Origin of the sequence: Brasilonema sp. UFV-L1, from assembly GCF_012912105.1 — a bacterium.
In the GTDB taxonomy this organism is placed as follows: domain Bacteria; phylum Cyanobacteriota; class Cyanobacteriia; order Cyanobacteriales; family Nostocaceae; genus Brasilonema.
In genome coordinates this window covers 86,879-105,735 of record NZ_QMEA01000053.1, presented here as the reverse complement: position 1 = coordinate 105,735, position 18,857 = coordinate 86,879, and the positions used below count along the sequence as shown (strand labels likewise).

Annotated in this window: 17 protein-coding genes; 10 read left to right on the top strand and 7 right to left on the bottom strand. The window is 42.1% G+C overall.

All coding sequences use genetic code 11. From position 1 onward, the window contains the following. Positions 1-72 precede the first annotated feature (72 nt). From DP117_RS16855 to DP117_RS16840, 4 genes are all read left to right on the top strand, one after another. Positions 73-1,143, top strand: a complete 1,071-nt coding sequence (locus DP117_RS16855) for a hypothetical protein (RefSeq protein ID WP_169219440.1) — start codon at positions 73-75, stop codon at positions 1,141-1,143. A 119-nt stretch (positions 1,144-1,262) separates the two neighbouring features. Beyond that, positions 1,263-1,517 carry a UPF0175 family protein gene (locus tag DP117_RS16850; RefSeq protein WP_169219439.1) on the top strand — a complete coding sequence of 85 codons (255 nt, stop codon included), beginning with the start codon at positions 1,263-1,265 and terminating at the stop codon, positions 1,515-1,517. Continuing rightward, positions 1,507-1,998: a DUF3368 domain-containing protein gene (locus tag DP117_RS16845; protein ID WP_169219438.1), complete on the top strand. Its 492-nt coding sequence runs from the start codon at positions 1,507-1,509 to the stop codon at positions 1,996-1,998. The genes DP117_RS16850 and DP117_RS16845 overlap by 11 nt, the downstream gene beginning before the upstream one ends. A gap of 100 nt (positions 1,999-2,098) precedes the next feature. Beyond that, positions 2,099-3,637, top strand: coding sequence for a formylglycine-generating enzyme family protein (locus tag DP117_RS16840; RefSeq protein WP_169219437.1), 1,539 nt, complete (start codon positions 2,099-2,101; stop codon positions 3,635-3,637). 334 nt (positions 3,638-3,971) lie between these two features. Here DP117_RS16840 and DP117_RS16835 read toward each other — a convergent pair whose 3' ends face one another. Further along, entirely contained in the window at positions 3,972-4,562 is a 591-nt protein-coding gene (locus DP117_RS16835; protein WP_248277690.1) for a PrsW family intramembrane metalloprotease, read from the bottom strand. Positions 4,563-5,078: 516 nt separating this feature from the next. Here DP117_RS16835 and DP117_RS16830 point away from each other — a divergent pair. Beyond that, the gene (locus DP117_RS16830; protein ID WP_169219435.1) at positions 5,079-7,025 is read left to right on the top strand and encodes a GTPase family protein; all 1,947 of its coding nucleotides are present in this window, start codon (positions 5,079-5,081) and stop codon (positions 7,023-7,025) included. Between the two features lie 20 nt (positions 7,026-7,045). Here DP117_RS16830 and DP117_RS16825 read toward each other — a convergent pair whose 3' ends face one another. The 3 genes from DP117_RS16825 to DP117_RS16815 form a co-directional block, all read right to left on the bottom strand. Then, positions 7,046-7,894, bottom strand: a complete 849-nt coding sequence (locus DP117_RS16825; RefSeq protein WP_169219434.1) for an alpha/beta hydrolase — start codon at positions 7,892-7,894, stop codon at positions 7,046-7,048. 72 nt (positions 7,895-7,966) lie between these two features. Then, positions 7,967-8,191 carry a CopG family transcriptional regulator gene (locus DP117_RS16820; protein WP_169219433.1) on the bottom strand — a complete coding sequence of 75 codons (225 nt, stop codon included), beginning with the start codon at positions 8,189-8,191 and terminating at the stop codon, positions 7,967-7,969. Further along, positions 8,172-8,378, bottom strand: coding sequence for a BrnT family toxin (locus DP117_RS16815; protein ID WP_339381280.1), 207 nt, complete (start codon positions 8,376-8,378; stop codon positions 8,172-8,174). The genes DP117_RS16820 and DP117_RS16815 overlap by 20 nt, the downstream gene beginning before the upstream one ends. Before the next feature lie 258 nt (positions 8,379-8,636). Between DP117_RS16815 and DP117_RS16810 the strand changes: the two genes are divergently transcribed. The 4 genes from DP117_RS16810 (at position 8,637) to DP117_RS16795 (ending at position 12,266) form a co-directional block, all read left to right on the top strand. Continuing rightward, a complete protein-coding gene (locus DP117_RS16810) occupies positions 8,637-9,407 on the top strand; it encodes an SDR family NAD(P)-dependent oxidoreductase (RefSeq protein WP_169219431.1) in 771 nt (256 codons plus the stop codon). Between the two features lie 177 nt (positions 9,408-9,584). Beyond that, the gene (locus DP117_RS16805; protein WP_169219430.1) at positions 9,585-10,229 is read left to right on the top strand and encodes a Uma2 family endonuclease; all 645 of its coding nucleotides are present in this window, start codon (positions 9,585-9,587) and stop codon (positions 10,227-10,229) included. A 49-nt stretch (positions 10,230-10,278) separates the two neighbouring features. Beyond that, the gene (locus DP117_RS16800; RefSeq protein ID WP_169219429.1) at positions 10,279-11,061 is read left to right on the top strand and encodes a class I SAM-dependent methyltransferase; all 783 of its coding nucleotides are present in this window, start codon (positions 10,279-10,281) and stop codon (positions 11,059-11,061) included. Positions 11,062-11,297: 236 nt separating this feature from the next. Beyond that, the gene (locus DP117_RS16795; protein WP_169219428.1) at positions 11,298-12,266 is read left to right on the top strand and encodes a hypothetical protein; all 969 of its coding nucleotides are present in this window, start codon (positions 11,298-11,300) and stop codon (positions 12,264-12,266) included. Positions 12,267-12,468: 202 nt separating this feature from the next. On the opposite strand, the gene DP117_RS16790 is transcribed toward DP117_RS16795, so the two are convergent. The 3 genes from DP117_RS16790 to patD all read right to left on the bottom strand — a co-directional run bounded on the left by DP117_RS16790 (position 12,469) and on the right by patD (position 16,024). Next, positions 12,469-12,822: a Spy/CpxP family protein refolding chaperone gene (locus DP117_RS16790; RefSeq protein ID WP_211176154.1), complete on the bottom strand. Its 354-nt coding sequence runs from the start codon at positions 12,820-12,822 to the stop codon at positions 12,469-12,471. A gap of 242 nt (positions 12,823-13,064) precedes the next feature. After that, complete coding sequence (locus DP117_RS16785) at positions 13,065-14,744, bottom strand: ABC transporter ATP-binding protein (RefSeq protein ID WP_169219427.1); 1,680 nt, start codon at positions 14,742-14,744, stop codon at positions 13,065-13,067. A gap of 929 nt (positions 14,745-15,673) precedes the next feature. Continuing rightward, complete coding sequence (gene patD, locus DP117_RS16780; protein ID WP_169219426.1) at positions 15,674-16,024, bottom strand: heterocyst frequency control protein PatD; 351 nt, start codon at positions 16,022-16,024, stop codon at positions 15,674-15,676. Between the two features lie 317 nt (positions 16,025-16,341). On the opposite strand from patD, the gene DP117_RS16775 reads away from it, so the two are divergent. Continuing rightward, positions 16,342-18,621, top strand: a complete 2,280-nt coding sequence (locus DP117_RS16775) for a bifunctional (p)ppGpp synthetase/guanosine-3',5'-bis(diphosphate) 3'-pyrophosphohydrolase (protein ID WP_169219445.1) — start codon at positions 16,342-16,344, stop codon at positions 18,619-18,621. Positions 18,622-18,857: the final 236 nt, after the last annotated feature.

The following is an 18,857-nucleotide window of genomic DNA, read 5'->3' as shown; positions in this document are numbered from 1 at the left end:
GCTGCGCTAACGTGGTTCGTTTATGAAATTATCTCTTTGAACGCAACGCGCGTATAACTACCCAAACATGAAGTGAATCCCCAAAAACCACCTTTATTTGACCTTTTTATCAGACTGCGAGAGAAAGCAGGCTTACCTCTGACTATCGATCAATATGACATGCTACTCCAAGCATTAAAAGGAGGATTTGGCATCGCCAGTCGTGATGAATTGAAGCAAATCTGTCGGTTGTTGTGGGTGAAATCGAAATCCTCACCCCAAGCAGAGAAATTTGAGCAATATTTTGAAGAATATTTCCAGCAATTACAACTTCAAGCCCCAAAGCACAAGTCAACTCGCACGACAAAAGAAACTTCACCAGACACAGCACCATCTCAAACTTCTGCAAATGATACCAGTTCACCAACCTCACTCACACCTCCTCGCCCCTCACAAAGTTCTCCACAAATTCCCATCGCTATGCGCAGAGAACTACTTCCTGAAAAACCTTTTGGAAAAAATCACTATCAATTGAGTGTAAAAGATTTTCCGGTCACAGAACGACAAATTCAGCAAAATTGGCGTTACCTCCGTCGTTCGATTCGAGAAGGATCATTTACCGAAGTAGATATAGAAGCGACAGTTCAACAAATTAGCCAAGACGGAGTTTTTCTGGAACCAGTGCTGATTCAAAGTCGTATGAATCGGGCGGAATTACTTTTGTTGATAGATGTTTCTCTTTCAATGGTACCCTTTCATCTGCTTTCTCAGAAATTGGTTGAGAACTTACAGAGTGGGCGTTTGGGTAAAGCTGATACCTACTACTTTCGCAACTGTCCCAAAGATTATTTATACTTCCATCCCCAACGTCCTGATGCTAAACCTATTGATGAACTACTGCCCAAATTGCATAGTAACCGGACTATTGCTTTAATTATCAGTGATGGAGGTGCTGCCCGTGGAGGCATTAATCGAGAACGCATATCTCTCACCGCTGATTTTCTCCAAGATTTAGTTCCATGCGTTCGTCACATTGCTTGGCTCAATCCTATACCAGAAGAACGCTGGCGAAACACAACAGCTCAAGCAATTTCCCAAATGGTACAAATGTTTGAACTCAATCCCTTTGGATTAAAAGCTGCTATCCGTTCGCGCAAAGGTTGAATCAGTACACAGTGGACAGTTATCAGTGAACAGTTATCAAAGTTTTCTCATTTCTTCCCGTACTGTTAGGGATGCATAATTGTGAATGGTTCAACTAGTAATAAAAAAAGGAGTCTTCGATGAGAACAGTTCCAATCCAATTACCGGAAACCGTATTTTCTGCTCTCCGCAAAAATCCTGAAGAATTCGTCCAAGAAATGCGGATTGCGGCCGCAGTAAAATGGTATGAATTAGGCGAAATCTCTCAAGGAAAAGCGGCAGAAATTGCTGGACTCACTCGAACAGAATTTATTAATGCTTTGTCTCGTTATCGAGTAGATTTTATGCAATATACTGCTGAAGAATTAACCGAGGAAATCAGGAATGTCGATTAATCGCGTCATCATTAACTCTTCACCTCTTATTGTCCTCTTTAAAAGTCAGCAAGCAGAATTACTACCGCAATTGTTCGCCCAAATCTTAGTTCCAGAAGGTGTATTTGCAGAAGTGACGATCGCAGGTGAAGATGATGCTGCATCAAAACAACTACCTAGAGTCTCTTGGATACAACGAGTAGAAATTACCACGATTGCTCCTGAAGTTGCTGCTTGGGATTTAGGCAATGGAGAATCACAAGTATTGAGTCTAGCTTTAAAAACTTTAGGCAACAGTGCAGCTATTGTTGACGATAGAGCAGCGCGGCGTTGCGGTCAAGTCTTGGGCATCACTACCATTGGTACGGGAGGCATACTCATAAAAGCGAAACGACGCGGACTGATTAAAAGCGTATCACAAGGAATTGAAGCTTTACGCGATGCAGGTTTATGGTTATCTGATAATGTGGTGAATCTGCTCAAACAACAAGCCGGAGAATAAATATAGCGCTTTTGATTTGCATGAAGTACACTATCCCACCCGCGCTACTGTTTTCTTCATTTTGAATTTTGAATTTTGAATTTTGAATTTTGAATTTCTTATGACTTCTCTCACAAAATCCAGCCAGACATTTCACCACCCGCGTCTCTTAGCCTTTGCCAAACGCTTTGAGGAAGCACACGTTGATTTAGCCTGTCATGCAGCTTTCCCTTTGGCACTTACACCAGAACTATTGTACTGCCTGCGCGAGAATTTCTTACCTCGTTCTCCCTGGATAGCTGTTGCTGATATTTTGCTGTTTTTGTGCGATCCTGTAGGTTTTCAACTTTATGAACTGGAAGGGGAAGTACGCAACGAGTTACTTGTTCACCTGAAAAATCGTTTTCATGAAAAGCGATTGTATGATTTATCTGATTTTATGGTCGCTTATATTCGACAGCAACTCAAAACTAATGATCGCGCTTCACAAGATTTGGGTGCAGCCCCTCAATGGACAGCATTAGCTTACATCAAACCTCAACAAGCTGTTGATGATATTGCACAAGCACTGAAAAAAGCATTAGAACAGGAAAACCCTGCAGAGTGGGTGCAGTTAACTTCGTTAATAGAAAGCTACGCTTATATTAACCCACTCATTGACTCAGGTTTTGAACCGTTGTTGGTGTTATCTCGTGGTTGGGATGCGAAAGCACGAGGAGAAGAGGAAGAAGCCGCCGCTGAGTTTGAAAAGTTACGACAAGAATATGGGGAAGAAATTGAAGTTGGGGAAGTGAGATTTGAAATTCCCTCAGCAGATAAGGTTAATGAACTGCTGAGTTTTGAGTTTGAAGTTGTCACCGTTAACCGTCGCGGCGAAATCATCAAACGAGAAACCAAACAAGCGAGATACTTCACTGAAGATTTAGGCAAAGGTATCACCCTAGACATGGTGGCCATCCCCGGTGGTAAATTTATGATGGGTTCTCCAGAAGGGGAAGGATATAAAAGCGAAAAACCTCAGCATGAAGTCAGTGTTCAACCTTTCTTCATGGGCAAATATCCGATCACACAAGCACAATGGCGCGCAGTAGCCGCATTACCCCAAGTCAACCGAGAACTAAATCCAGATCCATCTCGTTTTAAAGGTGATGACTATCCTGTAGAACGCGTTTCCTGGTATGATGTAGTAGAGTTTTGTGATAGATTGTCTAATAGGACAGGAAAAAATTATCGACTTCCGAGCGAAGCGGAGTGGGAATATGCCTGTCGCGCAGGAACAACAACACCATTTCACTTTGGTGAGACAATTACAGATAAGTTAGCAAATTACAATGCTAGCTACATTTTTGCGGACGAACCAAAAGGAGAATATCGAAAGGAAACCATACCAGTAGGAACTTTTTCTCCCAACGCCTTTGGTTTATACGACATGCACGGGAATGTCTGGGACTGGTGCGCTGATAACTGGCATGAAAATTATCATGGAGCACCAGCAGATGGAAGCGTGTGGAGTGAGAATGATAATCGTTTGTCTCTGCTGCGTGGTGGTACTTGGTTCGTCAATCCTGACTACTGCCGCTCGACGTATCGCTACTTCGTCGTTGCGGGCGACAGGTTTATCAACGATGTCGGTTTCCGTGTTGCGTGTTCCGCCGCATAGGTTTAGTAGCCCTTTATACTTTTGTCCTCTGATTACTCTTTTTTCTTTTCCCTTTGTTAGCGAAGCGGAGCGGAGCGATCTAATTTTTTGGCGTTGCTGATTTGAAGTATGAATCTAGTTTTGTCATGCTGAATGTAGCGAAGCGAAATGAAGCATCTGCAGAGATTCTATGTCCTGCGGACACGCTGCGCTAACGCTTCACTTCGTTACGCTCAGAATGACAATTCATACGCTGATTCAGCAACGCCAATTTTTTTTATTCTAGCTCATTATCGATAATCATACCATAATCATAGTTTTTTTGAAACGAATGCAACACAAACTATATATGAGGCTATATATGAGGAGACTTTGCCTCACTAACCCGCCTGTTGAGCAATGTCAAACTGGTGTAAGCAACAAGCATACTCAGCAACTCTAACTTAATAGATGCAATAAATGTAACACCTCTGAGACTATTAAATATATCCCACAAAGCATGGAGTAAAACAGCTGTTAAAAAAGCTCCTAATACCTGCCAATTTAATACGGCACGTCCTGCTTTCTCTCGTTCCCTCCACAGTACGGCGCAGACAAGCCCAGTCCAAGCTGCGTGTCCAGCAGGAGATAACAGTCCGCGAGCAAATAATACTCCATCAAGGACAAGTAGATTCCCTTGCGATCGCAAAAGTGTAACGAAGGCATAACCCATCGTTTCCAGTGCAGCAAAACCCATTGCACAAGCAGTTCCTAAAAGTATTCCCGTTGCCTCAGAACGCAGACGACCTTTGAGATAAAATCCTAAAGGAAAAATTAACTTAGCACTTTCCTCAATTAGTCCCACACCAAGCATTGGTAAAAACCCCAGTGTTTCTAGAACATTGTACTCAAGGGTTCCTGCTACCAGTGTTCCTACTGCTCCCCCCCAGAGAAAACAGATAGCCATTGCCGGAAGAGACACTTCCCAATTTGGTAGAGTTTCGTAGAGGTAAGTTACAAAAGTAATAGGTATTAAAAAAGACCCAAGCAAAATGACGCTAGGGACAAAGTTGAGGTTATTGGTTGTATGGAGCGTTTTTTCCATTGCGTACAGGAGGAAAAGCCCACAAATGAATATTTGAAACCACTTGCGTTTGATAAAACCCATATTGAAATGATGAAAATCAGTATTAATTTAGGCAACCTCATCCATGCTAATTAAATCAGATATGCTGATTGAAGGCTATTGAAACTCAGGTGATTGCCAAATGGATAAAATAGTTCATTACCGCACCCAGGTGCGTGGTAAGTAGGTCAACATTAAAGTCAACATTAAAAAACATAAAATAGAGTCTTTGCGATTGCTTCCCGCCACGCCTGCGGCTCGCGGCTTCGGCTCACCCACTGCGTTTCACTGCCCTCCGGGCACGCTGCGCTAACGCAATGACATTTTACATTCTTCCTTCAAAGAGGGCATGGGGCAATGATACGGTTAAAACTATGGCAGTGGATCGTCTTAGCAACACCGCTGGTAACAATCATCAGCTTCTTGCTGGTATCCGCAGGGTTGCAAATCCACGAGTGGCGCATTAATTGGATTTGGGGTGTGTTCATCCTCGTCTTCGTTGGCTGGCGTTGGCTACTGGTTCGATGGACTCAACCTGTTGTCACGCAAATGGAAGCGGTTGTCGCACAAGTCAGCAAAGAACTGGAATTTTCAGACAATACATCAGACGAGACAACAGTTTTGCCAGGGGGAAGTGACGCCACCAATCAAGCAGAAGTAGTACTCCAAGACATTCTGAAAACAGCACAGAATGATCCACCAATTTGGGAAGACTGGCTAACTTTTTGGCAGCGGTGTCAGGAACTTGTTGATGCGATCGCCCACATCTATTATCCCCAAGTCAAGTATCCCCTGCTCAACATTTACATTCCCCAAGCTTACGCATTGATTCGGGGAACAGTCGATGACCTCGACCAGTGGATGCAAAAGTTATCACCTGTCCTCAATCAAGTTACTGTTGGACAAGCATATGAAGCATATGAAGTATACCAGAAACTGGAACCATCTGCTCGTAAACTTTTGCAAGTTTGGAACTGGGCGCAGTGGCTGTTGAATCCTGTGGCGGCGGTGGCAAGACTTGCGAGTCAGCGTTCTAGTAACCGGGCAACTGAACAACTGCTGGTGAATTTTAGCCAGCTTTTACGACAAGCTGCTTTGACGAACTTATCAGGGCAGGCGATCGCCCTCTACAGTGGTACCACACTGCCAATATCACAATCCTCTGTTTCCACACCAACTCCACCCAAGGCGAAAACTCAAACACTCCAAGACATTCTTGCCCAAGCAGAACCCGCTACTACAGTTGAGCAAAAACCCGTCAATATTCTGCTCGTCGGGCGAACAGGTTCTGGGAAAAGCAGCCTGATTAACACGTTATTTCAAGCAGAGCAAGCAGCTGTTGATGTATTGCCTAATACCGATAAAATTCAGAATTATCACTGGCAAAATCAAACGGGAGAAGCGCTGACGCTTTGGGATACACCAGGTTACGAACAAGTCAATCGTGGAGATTTCCGTCAGCAAGTGCTAGATTATGCCAAAAATGCCGATTTATTACTGTTAGTGACACCTGCTCTTGATCCCGCCCTACAAATGGATGTAGATTTTCTTACAGACATGAAGGCGCAGATTACAGACTTACCGACAATTACGATTGTGACTCAGGTGGATCGTCTGCGTCCTATACGTGAGTGGAATCCTCCTTATGATTGGGAATGGGGCGATCGCCCTAAGGAAATTTCAATTCGAGAAGCCACCGAGTATCGTGCTCAAATTCTGGGGGAATTTAGCAATGTCGTTTTACCTGTCGTGACAAGTGACACCAAAACAAATCGAGCTGCTTGGGGAACAGACGGGCTATCGTTGGGATTAATGCAGGCGATCGCACCTGCAAAGCAACTCCGTCTCGCTCGTTTTTTGCGCGCTCAAGAAGCCCGTACCGTCGCTGCTGCCAAAATCATCGACCATTATACCTTCCAAATGACAACAACTCAAGGATTGGCTGCACTCCTTAAAAGTCCTGTTCTTCAGTTTATTTCCACTTTATCAACCGGAGCGCCGACTTTAGCATATGTGCTTGCAGAGAAAATTCCAGTGGAACAAACGCCTATTGTTATTGGTAAGCTACAGATGGCATATGAACTTTTCTCGCTGTTGAATCCTGATAATTCTAACACGCTCAACTTTGACCTGGTTTCTATCTGGCCACTGTTGCTAGAAAACTCTGCGACACCAGATCGCAACGCTTGGGCTTTTGGTCATGCTTTGGTAGAGTATTGGACCAAGAATTTGACGGTTGAACAACTACAGCAGCGATTTGACTACTATCTTCATGAAATAAAAATACCGACTTCAGACTCTTGACATCCTCATGAAACTTTGGGTTAGCTATTGAAAAGCCACTCAAGCAACTCTTTATCAAATAACTCTGGCTCTTCAAAGTGAGGCGCATGACCGCTCTTCTCAAATATACGGATAGTAAGATTACTGAACTTGTCTCTTACAGATTCCCATAGATATGCTGGTGGAACGAAGTAATCATAGCGACCCAGAGCAAGGAGCACTGGCGCTTGCAACTTATCTAAGTTCTCAGTAAGATCTATGTCCCGAAAAACCTCGCCCCAGACATAATCAAACATAGTCATATTGACTTCTACACCTTCCCAAAGCTTTGTCGCGTCATAGGTGTAGTCAAACCAACTTTTAGGTCCCATGAGCAGGCAATACGTAATAAAGGCTTTCTCAGGTGCGGCTTCCATTTCTTGAGGCAACTTAGCCAGGTTTTTAGCCAAGGCTGCTTTACGTTCAGGACAAACAGAGTCATTCAGATATCGTTCTGAAGCAAGATGTCCTTTACGCGAGTAATCTGGTGATACACACATCATGACCACACCAGACACATTGGCAGGATATTTCTTGGCATACTCCAGTGCCATAAATGCATGACCTGAATGACCAATCACAATAACCTTATCAAATCCTAACTCTTTCCTCACGAGTTCAATATCATCAACCAGTAAGTCTAACTGGAACATAGATGTGTCTTTACAATCATAAGGAGGTGAAAAACCTCGATGATCGACAAAGACCAACTTTAGACTGTTACGAAGATTTTTAGAAAACGTTCTTGAGTAATACAGTGAGCTTCCAACCACGATGGTAGGAGTTCCGTTACCCTCAATAATATACTGGAGCTTAAAACCGCTTGAATACACATAACCTTTTAAAAACATATTCTCATCGATAGCGGTGATGATAAGTCTTCAACCGAACATGACATATATAGTTTCACGAGGCGGGATGAGTTAAGTATGCCGCTCAAGACGCTCAGCAATCCATACCTTAATGATGGACTGTCGAGTGACACCGAGCCGCGTCGCTTCACGGTCGAGTGCTTGAATCATCCATATCGGGAAATCGACATTGACCCGCCGCTGCTCATGACCCGGACGGCGAACAGTGGAAAGGTCAAGGTACGGGGTTACGTCCTCGCCATTGTCGAACTTTTCGTCAAATTCTTGTGTCTTCATATAGCTCCACTTCCTCATTTCGTGCTCGTCGTACCGAAATAATCCGCACCCGTTCCCCTCTGTACGTGATGACAGCAGCCCAATGCTTTCCATTCAACCGCCCAATCACGATCAACCTCGGCTCTCCTTCAGTACGAGCAGCAACCTCTACCCGGTCGGTATCGAGCCACAGCCTTTGCGCCTCGATAAAGTCGATGCCGTGTTTTACCTTGTTCGAGACGCTTTTGTGCTCGTCGAACTCAAATTCCATGCAGCTAACGGCAATGCAGCGTTCTACGCTTCAATGTATATTAAATATACTTTTTCTGGTGTGTTTTGGCAACTCTGCCCATCAGACTGCTATTGCGCTTTACGCAGTAAAACCGCTTGAATACACTTAAAAACATATTCTCATACCATTTCACGAAACTCACTAAACAATTCACTCACCTTAAGGCTAATACTTATGAATCCCAATCTCTTCAACCTCACAGAGAAAGTCGTTATTGTCACAGGTTCTGGACGAGGTTTGGGAAAATGCATGGCTAAAGGGTTAGCTGATTTTGGTGCAAAAGTCGTTGTAGGCGATCGCACAGTTGAGGAAGCACAGCAAACTGCTGAGGAAATCAATACCACTGGTACTGCTGCTGCGACTTATGTTGATATTTCTGTACGTCAAAGCTGCATTGACTTAATCAAGTTTACAGTCAAAGAATTTGGACGGGTTGATGTCCTCGTCAATAATGCAGGTATTGATATTATCAAACCAGCCGAAGCTTTGCAAGAAAATGAGTGGGATAAAATTATAGATGTCAATCTCAAAGGATGTTTCAATTGTTCTGGGCTTGCTGCAATCCAAATGATGGAACAAGGTAATGGTGGTTCAATTATCAACATTTCCTCAATTGCATCTGTTATTGGTATTCAAGGACTTGTTGCGTACAGTGCAGCAAAAGCAGGAATCAATCAACTGACTCGCGTTATGGCAGTAGAATGGGCATCGAAGAATATCCGTGTTAATGCAATAGCCCCTGGTTATTTTGAGAATATCATGAGTGGGGCAAATACAGAACACACCCAACTTGAAAAACAGCAGCAGATTGTTACATTTACACCAATGGCTCGTCGTGGTAAGCCGGAAGAACTCATTGGTCCCGTCGTGTTTTTAGCATCAGATGCATCATCATACGTAACAGGTAGTATACTTTTTGTTGATGGTGGTTATACTGCTATATAGCTGTAACATCTCGTGAAGTAGAACCAAGAAGCGTGCATTTGTACTATATTTGTATTCATAGCGGATTTCAAATGGATGAACTACAGAATCTAAAATTTGCACGCCAGATACAAAGCGTATTTGACGACTGACGACTGACTACTGACTTCTGCTACAGATGAACGCACCAAGTGAAACATGACTCAAACGTTAACCCCAACCACACCACCGATTGAAGGTTCGCATCTCATTTTATATGACGTCAGTTGGGAGATGTATGAGCAGCTGTTGGAAATTTTCGCCCAACGTCCAACACCCCGCATGACTTACTATCAAGGAACTCTAGAATTGATAACGCCTTTACCAGAACATGAAAGGTATGGTTGGACTTTCGGAAGATTAATAACTATCCTCTGTGAGGAACTTGGACTAGAAATTTTGGGTTTCAAATCGACAACTTGGCGTTCCAAACCAAAGGCTGCTGGTAAAGAAGCTGATGAATGTTTTTACATTCAAAATGAAGCTGTCATGCGAGGAAAGATAAAAATTGACTTAAAAGTTGATCCACCACCAGACTTAGCGCTTGAGATTGATGTCACTCATTCATCCATCGACAAGATGGCTGTTTATACTGAACTGAAAGTACCGGAAGTTTGGCGTTTCGCAAATGGTCAACTCACAATTCATATTTTGACAGAAGTTGGTTATATCGAATCTGAAACAAGCTTGGCTTTTGGCTCATTCCCCGTCAAAGAATTAACACAATTTATCCAGCTAGATTCTCAAAAAGGTGAGAACGCTAGAATGAGAGAATTTAGAGTCTGGGTGCGTTCACGTATCTAAGCCTTTCCAAAGAAATCTTTCCAAATTGATGCATAGTACTCAAGTTTTCATGGATAACACAGCAACTGATTTTAAAAACCAGTGGAATGCAGAACTCTATGATAGTAAGCATTCTTTTGTCTCTGAACTTGCTGCTAATTTAGTAGAACTATTATCTCCAAAACCAGGAGAATGTATTCTTGACTTAGGTTGCGGTACAGGTTACTTAACTCATAAAATTGCGAGTTTGGGAGCAGAAGTTATCGGAATCGATAGTGCTCTCAGTATGATTGAACAAGCTCGTAAGAACTATCCTCAGTTAGATTTTGAGGTGTTAGACGCCAAAAAATTACCGTTTACAGAAAAATTTGATGCTATTTTTTCTAATGCTGTACTTCATTGGATAAAAGAAGCTGAGGAAGTTGTGATTGGTATAAATAGAGCACTAAAACCTGGTGGGCGATTTGTCGCTGAATTTGGTGGTAAGGGTAATGTCAAAGCCATTGTTAGTGCAATTTACAACGCCTTAGAAAAATCTGGTTATCCGGCTGATGTTGCATTAAATCCTTGGTACTTTCCTAGCATTGGTGAATATGGAAGCTTGCTAGAAAAACATGGTTTTGAGCTAACTTATGCAACTCTTTTTGAACGTCTCACACCTTTGGAGGATGGAGAACAGGGTATGCAAAACTGGATCAAAATGTTTGCAAATAGCTTTTTTAATGGATTACCTACTACCGTTCAGATAAGTACCTTGGCTGATATAGAGAATCAGTTACGTCCAACTTTATACAAAAACGATACTTGGTTTGCAGATTATAAACGGATTCGAGTCATTGCAATCAAACCATGACGTGGCTTTGAATACAACCCTGATTCCAAACCAAAGTAGAAAGATGTATCATTTTGCTTTTGTTATGTCATCACAAACAAGAATTCAACTGTCATCAATTTCATGGAATTGAAACAAAATATCTGTATTAAGATTTGCAACTTAAGGATGAGGTAAGTTATATTGAAATTAATAAGCTGTTAGTAAGACCAAATTTTGTTCACTCCATATAGTGGATATCCAGTTGTTGAATTACTATGTCTGCTAATCTTATTCAAGATGATAGTTCTCAAACGCAGAAAAATCATCGTAGCATACAAATAGATGTTGCTCTTTTCATATTAAGGCTCAAAAACGGGATTTGGCTATTTGGGATACCATCTTTTCTTTTTGGTGTCACCGATAGAAGCATAGCTGCTTTTGCTGATGGATATTTATCTGCGATAGAAGTCATACATATATTTACAGCCTCATTCTTTTTCTTGACTTGGCTGTACTTAAAACCAGAGCAAAGTTTTGATGTTGATGATGTAGAGAGTATTCAGAGTTATCTAAATCAATCCTATTTATGTCTTGCTAAAGCCAGCAACTTTGAGCTGAGGAAGCGACATATCATCAGCCAGGAATATATTTTACCCTTTCCCTATGTCTGCCAAATCTACCATCTCTTGAATTTAAAGCATTTAGAAACTATTCACAAATTCAGTCTCAATAACTTGAGGGTGATTAAAGTGAGTAATGTTCAATCGACATCGATTGGTGGAATTATCACATTCCAAACGCTCTTAGACTCTCCAGTCAATATTTTAAGAATCTGGAGACAACCAATCGTTGAAGTGGATTTGATATTGCATACTCCATACACTGTAGAACTGAGTATTCCAGTTTATAGAGAGAAAAAAATAACGGTTATGTTTAATGCTTACCCGTTAACAGAGGATACTCATCATTTCTTTATTGATATCTACAGTGAGCTAGATTGGCCAAAACCAATAATGCAAATTCTACTACACACTGCTTCTTATTTGACTTTAATTGAGGATTTGCCTTATTTACATAAACTAGCGAAGAAAAACGTAAGCTATATAGTCAACAAAAATAGAGTTTCAAACCACGAAACCATGTGGCTTTTTAATAGATTTGTTGAGTTACACGGTTCGAGTGTAGAAATACCCAAATTAGAATTGAAAAAACCAATGAAAAGAGTCCAGAACAATGAGTGCTGACTCATTTTCACATTCCGTGAAAAGTCAGTGAGTAAGATGAGAAAACTCAGGAATCGGAAATAAAATGTTGGATTGCGAACGAAAAGCACCGAGAAAGCAAAAGTGATCAAAAGTAAAACTCCTCGGCACTTCGAGGAGTTTTTATTGGCTATTCAACTAAAAAGATTGACTGCTCAAAAATAATACTGAGAAGCGTTTACTGTTAATACTTTTGGCGTCTTTGCTGGCGCAATTGCTTCCATTGTTGCTGTTGTTCAGGAGTTAAAACCGCTTGTATCTGACTATTAGCCTTTTGCCTAATTTCCTTCATTTTCGCTTTTTGATCAGCGTTTAGATTCAAGTTCGGCTTTTGACGTTGTTGTCTAGCTTGCTGCTTTTGCGTCCGTTGCTCTGGGGTGAGCAGCGCATCAATTTGTTTTTTAGTATCCTCGTGGATTTGTTTTATTTTCGCTTTTTGGTCGGCGTTTAGGTTCAATTTAGCTTTCCAACCGTCCGCGCTCTGATCTGGAGCGGCAACAGCAGCATGGGGGAAAATGACTGGGGAAGTCGCAAACATGATCATGATTGCTCCAGGGACCAAAAGCAAAGCTCTCATCTTCATAGGTAAAAGTCAATTTTTTCACATTGTTCATTAGTTAGACCGACCAAAGATGAGAATAGTTCACTAGAATCTACTTGAAGAAGAATTCAGGAGCTGCGCCGCTTTGCCAAGGAGTTAGAATAAGAAATTGGAAGAGGATTCTAAGGCCTGCCAATTAAAGACCTTCAAGAAGGAGGCAGGGTTGGGCAAACCCTCAGTTATGCTCGCGCTAATAGAGGGGCTGCTGCAAGTAATGTTTTTGTATAAGGATGTTGCGGATTCGCAAAAATCTGCTTAGTAGGACCAATTTCTACTATTTTCCCACTATTCATGACAGCAATCCGATCACACAAAAACCGCGCTAACCACAAGTCATGAGTGATAAACAAATACGTTAACTCAAATTCCTCTTTCAACTCCAGCATCAAATCTAAAACTTGCGATTGCACGCTAGCATCTAACATACTCACTGGTTCATCACAGATGAGTAGTTTAGGACGAGTAATCAAAGCACGAGCGATCGCCACTCTTTGCTGTTGTCCCCCAGATAAATCTGATGGATAACGCTGATAATACATTTGTGGTGGCTTTAACCCTACTTTTTCCAGCATCGATAGCACCTCTTGTTTTGCCTTCGCTGCATCGGCTAGCTTGTGAATCAGCAAGGGGTCTGCTATACTTTCTCCGACCGTCATCGCTGGATTTAAGCAAGCATGAGGATCTTGAAACACCATTTGCATTTGTCGTCTAGAAGCACGGACTTGTTGACGCGATAACTTTGTTAAATCCTGTCCTAGAAACTCGACTGTACCTGCACTCGGACGAATCAGTTGCAAAATTGTCCGTGATAGTGTGCTCTTTCCACAACCCGACTCTCCAACTAACCCCAGAATTTCTCCTGGATAAAGTTCTAGATTGATTCCATCCACCGCTTTAATAGTCTGATTTTGCCGTTTTAACAATCGCTCTATAAAGTTGGGTTCTAAGGTGTAATGCTGTTGTAATTCTAAGACACGTAAAATAGGAGATTTTGCTTGTGACGGGGAAACAGGCATTGAGGGAGATGAGAAAGGAGTATTTTCTCCCCCAACTCCATTCCCATCCACTGTTTGAATATGCAAAGCTGCTTTTAGGAGAGACTGAGTATATTCGTGTTGGGGGTTTTGGAACACAGATTGAGAAGAACCCGTCTCAACCATTTTGCCGTTGTACATGACGCCAATGCGATCGCAATACTCGGCAACAAGAGCCAAATCGTGGGAGATTAATAACAGCGCCATGTTTTCTTGGGCGCACAGCCGTGTGAGTTCTTGCAAAATCTGCGCGGAGACTGTGACATCCAAACTTGTGGTGGGTTCGTCAGCAACTATTAACTTGGGGTTAAGAAGTAAAGCCAGGGCGATCGCCACTCTCTGACGCATTCCACCGCTAAACTCGTGAGGATACTGACTCCAACGACTAGCAGGAATTTTAACTTTTTCCAAAGTCGCAATTGCTCTTTCCTTGGCTTGTTTGCTCGATAATTGAGAAGAGTGAGCCTTCAATGTTTCTAAACAGTGATTGCCGATAGTCATCAGCGGATCGAGGCGCGTCATCGGATCTTGGAATATCAGCGCGACTGCTTCTCCCCGGAATTTACGCAACTGTTCAGGCGTCATATCAAACACCGAACGCCCTTGAAACATCACTCGTCCCCCAATTTGTGTTGAGGGCGGTAGTAACCGCATTGCAGCTCGTCCTAAAGTTGACTTACCACAGCCTGACTCTCCAACCAATCCCATTCTTTCTCCTGGTTGCAAGGTGAAACAGACACCATCTACCGCCCACTGAACTTCTTCATCACTACGACGAGGGTAAGCGACTCGCAAATTTTCAATACAAAATAAGGTTTCACTCATAATTAGCTATCAGCCATCAGCTCTTTTGCTATCAGCTTCTAAGTTTTAAAATTAGGATACTCTATCACATAACATATCTCAGGGTTATTGCTTAATACTATTTTTCTCTAAGTATGAGCTTCATATTAAGCTTATGTCAATTACCCTTGTCTTTATAGCACAAACCCTATAAGAGTTTAACAGTGCTAAATTTTAGTGCATTTTTACACATATTTTTTCTGGGTATTTTTTGAAAAGAATATAGAGAATATAGAAATGAGAAAGACTATCGCTCCAAAAATCTACGAGTCAATATGTTTGTCATTTGAATTCTCCACTTAGCTATAGCAATCCGCGCAGGATTTGTGAGATAAAGAAACCCGGTATCTGGGAGATACCGGGTTTTTAAGACTCGTATTTTCTAACAAATGATTCCGGATTGCTATAGCAAGAATTTATACTGAATTCTGATTGGTCAGTTTTAAGTTTTTTATCAGTCAAAAGAAGAATTCAGAATCCGGTAATACAGCAGTCAGAATGCAATCAGTGAGGGGTTGAACCCCCAAGTCATCCGCCGTTTTGCCACTCGCCATTCTGGTGTAGGCAGGGGGAACGCTCTTGGCTTTTGACTGCTTTCAAAGGTCAAAAGTTTGAATTTCAAGAATTCTTGACTTTCGGCAGCTTTGGCACTTAAGCTTAGATAAATCAAAGCGTCTTGGTGGTTTCACTGTGGGTGTAGTCGGTTCTTCCTTTTCATGAGGCGCTTTGATGTATTTTTTTGGAGCTTCCTTTGACAACAACTTGTGACAAAAAGTTTGTAAAAATGACTACAGATTTTAGAGAAACTTCAAGGAAAAGAGTTTCAAAAAAACTTCAATTTTTTTCAATTTTCATTTTAAATTTTTATTTGTCATTTTTTCATGCGTTACCGCTTGCTCTTCTGGTACTTTTTATTGCAATATGACATTACAGTATTCGATGAGAGTTGTCAGGCGATCGCCTATGGCATCAAGTCTACTTTTGGCAGTGGAAGCTTGCCGCGCTCCTTGGAAAAACATGACATCTATTTCCAATAGGCGCAGCTGCTTATTCATTTCCGTTTGATTTGACTGTAACCGACTCTGATCGTTGCTGTCTGTGTCGAGATTAACTAAAGGCACAATCTGTTGCTGAAAAAATTGTTGCAAGGATCTCACACGCTGCCCTAGTTCGGATGCATCTACTTTGGTTGTGGTGAGATCCGAATCCAGTTGTTTCAGCAATATCTTCAATGCGTGATATTTATCGCGAGTTAGAGACATCTAAGTTCTTCTTGAGATACTATTAAAGTCAAGATAATGTCAAGAAACTTTTCTGATAGACTAAACTTTCTTAAATTTTATTTTCGAATTTCCTGCCTCATATGAAATGTGGGGCGTAATTTGCCATAAATTGATTTTCCCAACTTTTCTGATGGTAGACGCTTACACGCTGATATTTGCACTCTTTGACTTGGAGAATCCACTCCGCACAGAAGCACAAAGGATGCAAGTGCCTGTAATAGTCTCTTTTGACGGCAATGCCGTTAACATCATCGACTTTCTCACTTTACTATCAATCATCTAGCCCCGCCTATCCTATGAGCAGCACTGTACTAACTTCCAGAATTGATATTGATCTTACTCTTCCAGAATGGCTACAGATTTGTCTAAATGGGTCATATATAGTAAGCGCAGAAGCTGAAGATGACCGAAGGCAAAACGATATGGCTTTAATTCGTCGAGCATTTGAATTTGCTTATCAGTTGCACCAGGGTCAGTACCGTAAGTCAGGAGAACCATATATTTGTCATCCTGTCGCTGTTGCTGGAATATTGAAAGAGTTGGGGGGCAGTGCTGATATGATAGCAGCTGGATTCCTCCATGATGTAGTGGAAGATACAGATGTCACCATTGAAGAGATAGAGCAACGCTTTGGGAAAGAGGTACGCCTCTTGGTTGAAGGTGTGACAAAGCTTTCAAAGATTAATTTCAAAAGTAAGACTGAAAGCCAAGCAGAAAACTTTCGCAGAATGTTTCTGGCAATGGCGCAAGATATTCGGGTTATTGTCGTAAAGTTAGCAGATCGTCTGCACAATATGCGGACTCTGGAATACCTTCCCGATGAAAAACGCCGCCGGATTGCTTTGGAAACACGAGAAATTTTTGCTCCCTTAGCGAATCGCTTGGGAATCTGGAGCATAAAATGGGAATTGGAAGATTTCGCTTTCAAGTACCTAGAACCAGAGGCTTACCGGCAAATCCAAGAGTATGTAGCTGAAAAACGGACGGCGCGAGAAGAGAGATTGACGAAAGTTGCTCAAGTTTTACGGACTCGACTAGAGGAAGCGGGGATCAAGTGTCTTGATCTGAGTGGACGTCCAAAGCACCTCTACAGCATTTACCTCAAGATGCACAGACAAAACAAAGAGTTTCACGAAATTTACGATTTGGCAGCACTACGGATTATTGTCAACACTAATGAGGAATGTTACCGTGCTCTAGCAATTGTTCATGATGCTTGCCGTCCAATACCTGGTAGATTTAAAGATTACATAGGCTTGCCTAAACCGAACCGCTACCAATCGTTGCATACTGGGGTTATGGGTCCGTGGGGTCGTCCTTTAGAAGTGCAAATTCGGACATTGGAAATGCACCACGTTGCCGAGTATGGAATTGCAGCTCACTGGAAGTATAAAGAAACAGGAGGCTCTAACAGTCTCCACTGGACGCCATCAGATGAGAAGTTTACCTGGTTGCGGCAATTGCTGGAATGGCAGAGTGACCTAAAGGATGCTCAAGAATATCTGGAAAACATCAAAGATAACTTGTTTGAAGATGATGTTTATGTTTTCACACCCAAAGGAGATTTGGTTGCTTTAAATCCAGGTTCCACAACCATAGATTTTGCCTATCGCATTCATACAGAAGTTGGGAACCACTGCGCGGGATCAAAGGTCAATGGGCGGATGGTACCACTTTCAACACGACTGCAAAATGGTGATATTGTAGAGATTCTGACGCAAAAGAACGGTCATCCGAGTTTGGACTGGTTAAATTTTGTCAGGACTTCAGCAGCGAAGAATCGGATTAAGCAGTGGTACAAGCGATCGCGCCGGGAAGAAAACATTGCCCGTGGTCGAGAATTGTTGGAAAAAGAATTAGGGAGAACAGGTGTTGAAAATTTAATTAAGTCTCAACCCATGCAGATAGTTGCAGAACGATGTAATTATCACTCTGTAGAAGATTTACTCGCAGCTTTGGGTTACGGTGAAGTGACATTGAATTTAGTGCTTAACCGTTGGCGAGAAGTCGTCAAGGCGCAACAACCTGTTACAGATGCACCTCCAGTTTCTACGAAAGAGTCAGCCTCAACAACCAAAGGTTTACGAGATGTGACTCCAGCAACCTCACGCACCACTGACTCACCGATAGTCGGGGTAGAAGGGTTAGTGCATTATCTTGCTAAGTGCTGTACTCCTCTTCCTGGAGAACCGATTATTGGTGTTGTGACGCGAGGTAGAGGCATTTCGATTCATCGCCAAGGATGTCAGAATTTAGAGAATGTAGAGTGCGATCGCCTAGTCCCAGTCCATTGGAACTCAGTCGGCGAAATCTACTCTCGTCCTGCGACTTACCCTGTGAATATTCAGATTGAGGCTCTCGACCGCGTAGGAGTCTTAAAGGATATTCTCTCACGCTTGAGTGACCACGGAATCAACGTACGTCATGCTCAAGTCAAAACAGCCAATAGTCAACCAGCATTGATTGACTTGGGGATAGAGATACGCGATCGACCACAACTAGAACAGATATTTACTCAAATCAAAAAACTGAGCGACATTATTAACATTCGTCGTATCGGTCAAATTGAGGAATAGTCAACTATTCACACTGACTCAGTACTCCGAGTCAGTGTAAACTTCTAGATTCACAGCCTCTGTATTCTTGTTTTATGACATTTATTCGTAATTCGTATTAACTCTAGTTCCTAGTTCTCAAAAAGCGCCCTTTTTTAAGTACAAAACTTTAGTTTTTTGTAACTGCTAATACTTGAAAACCAAGTTTTTGTATCTTAGAGATACTGTTTAGGGATACTAACTAGCAGCTTGCGTTA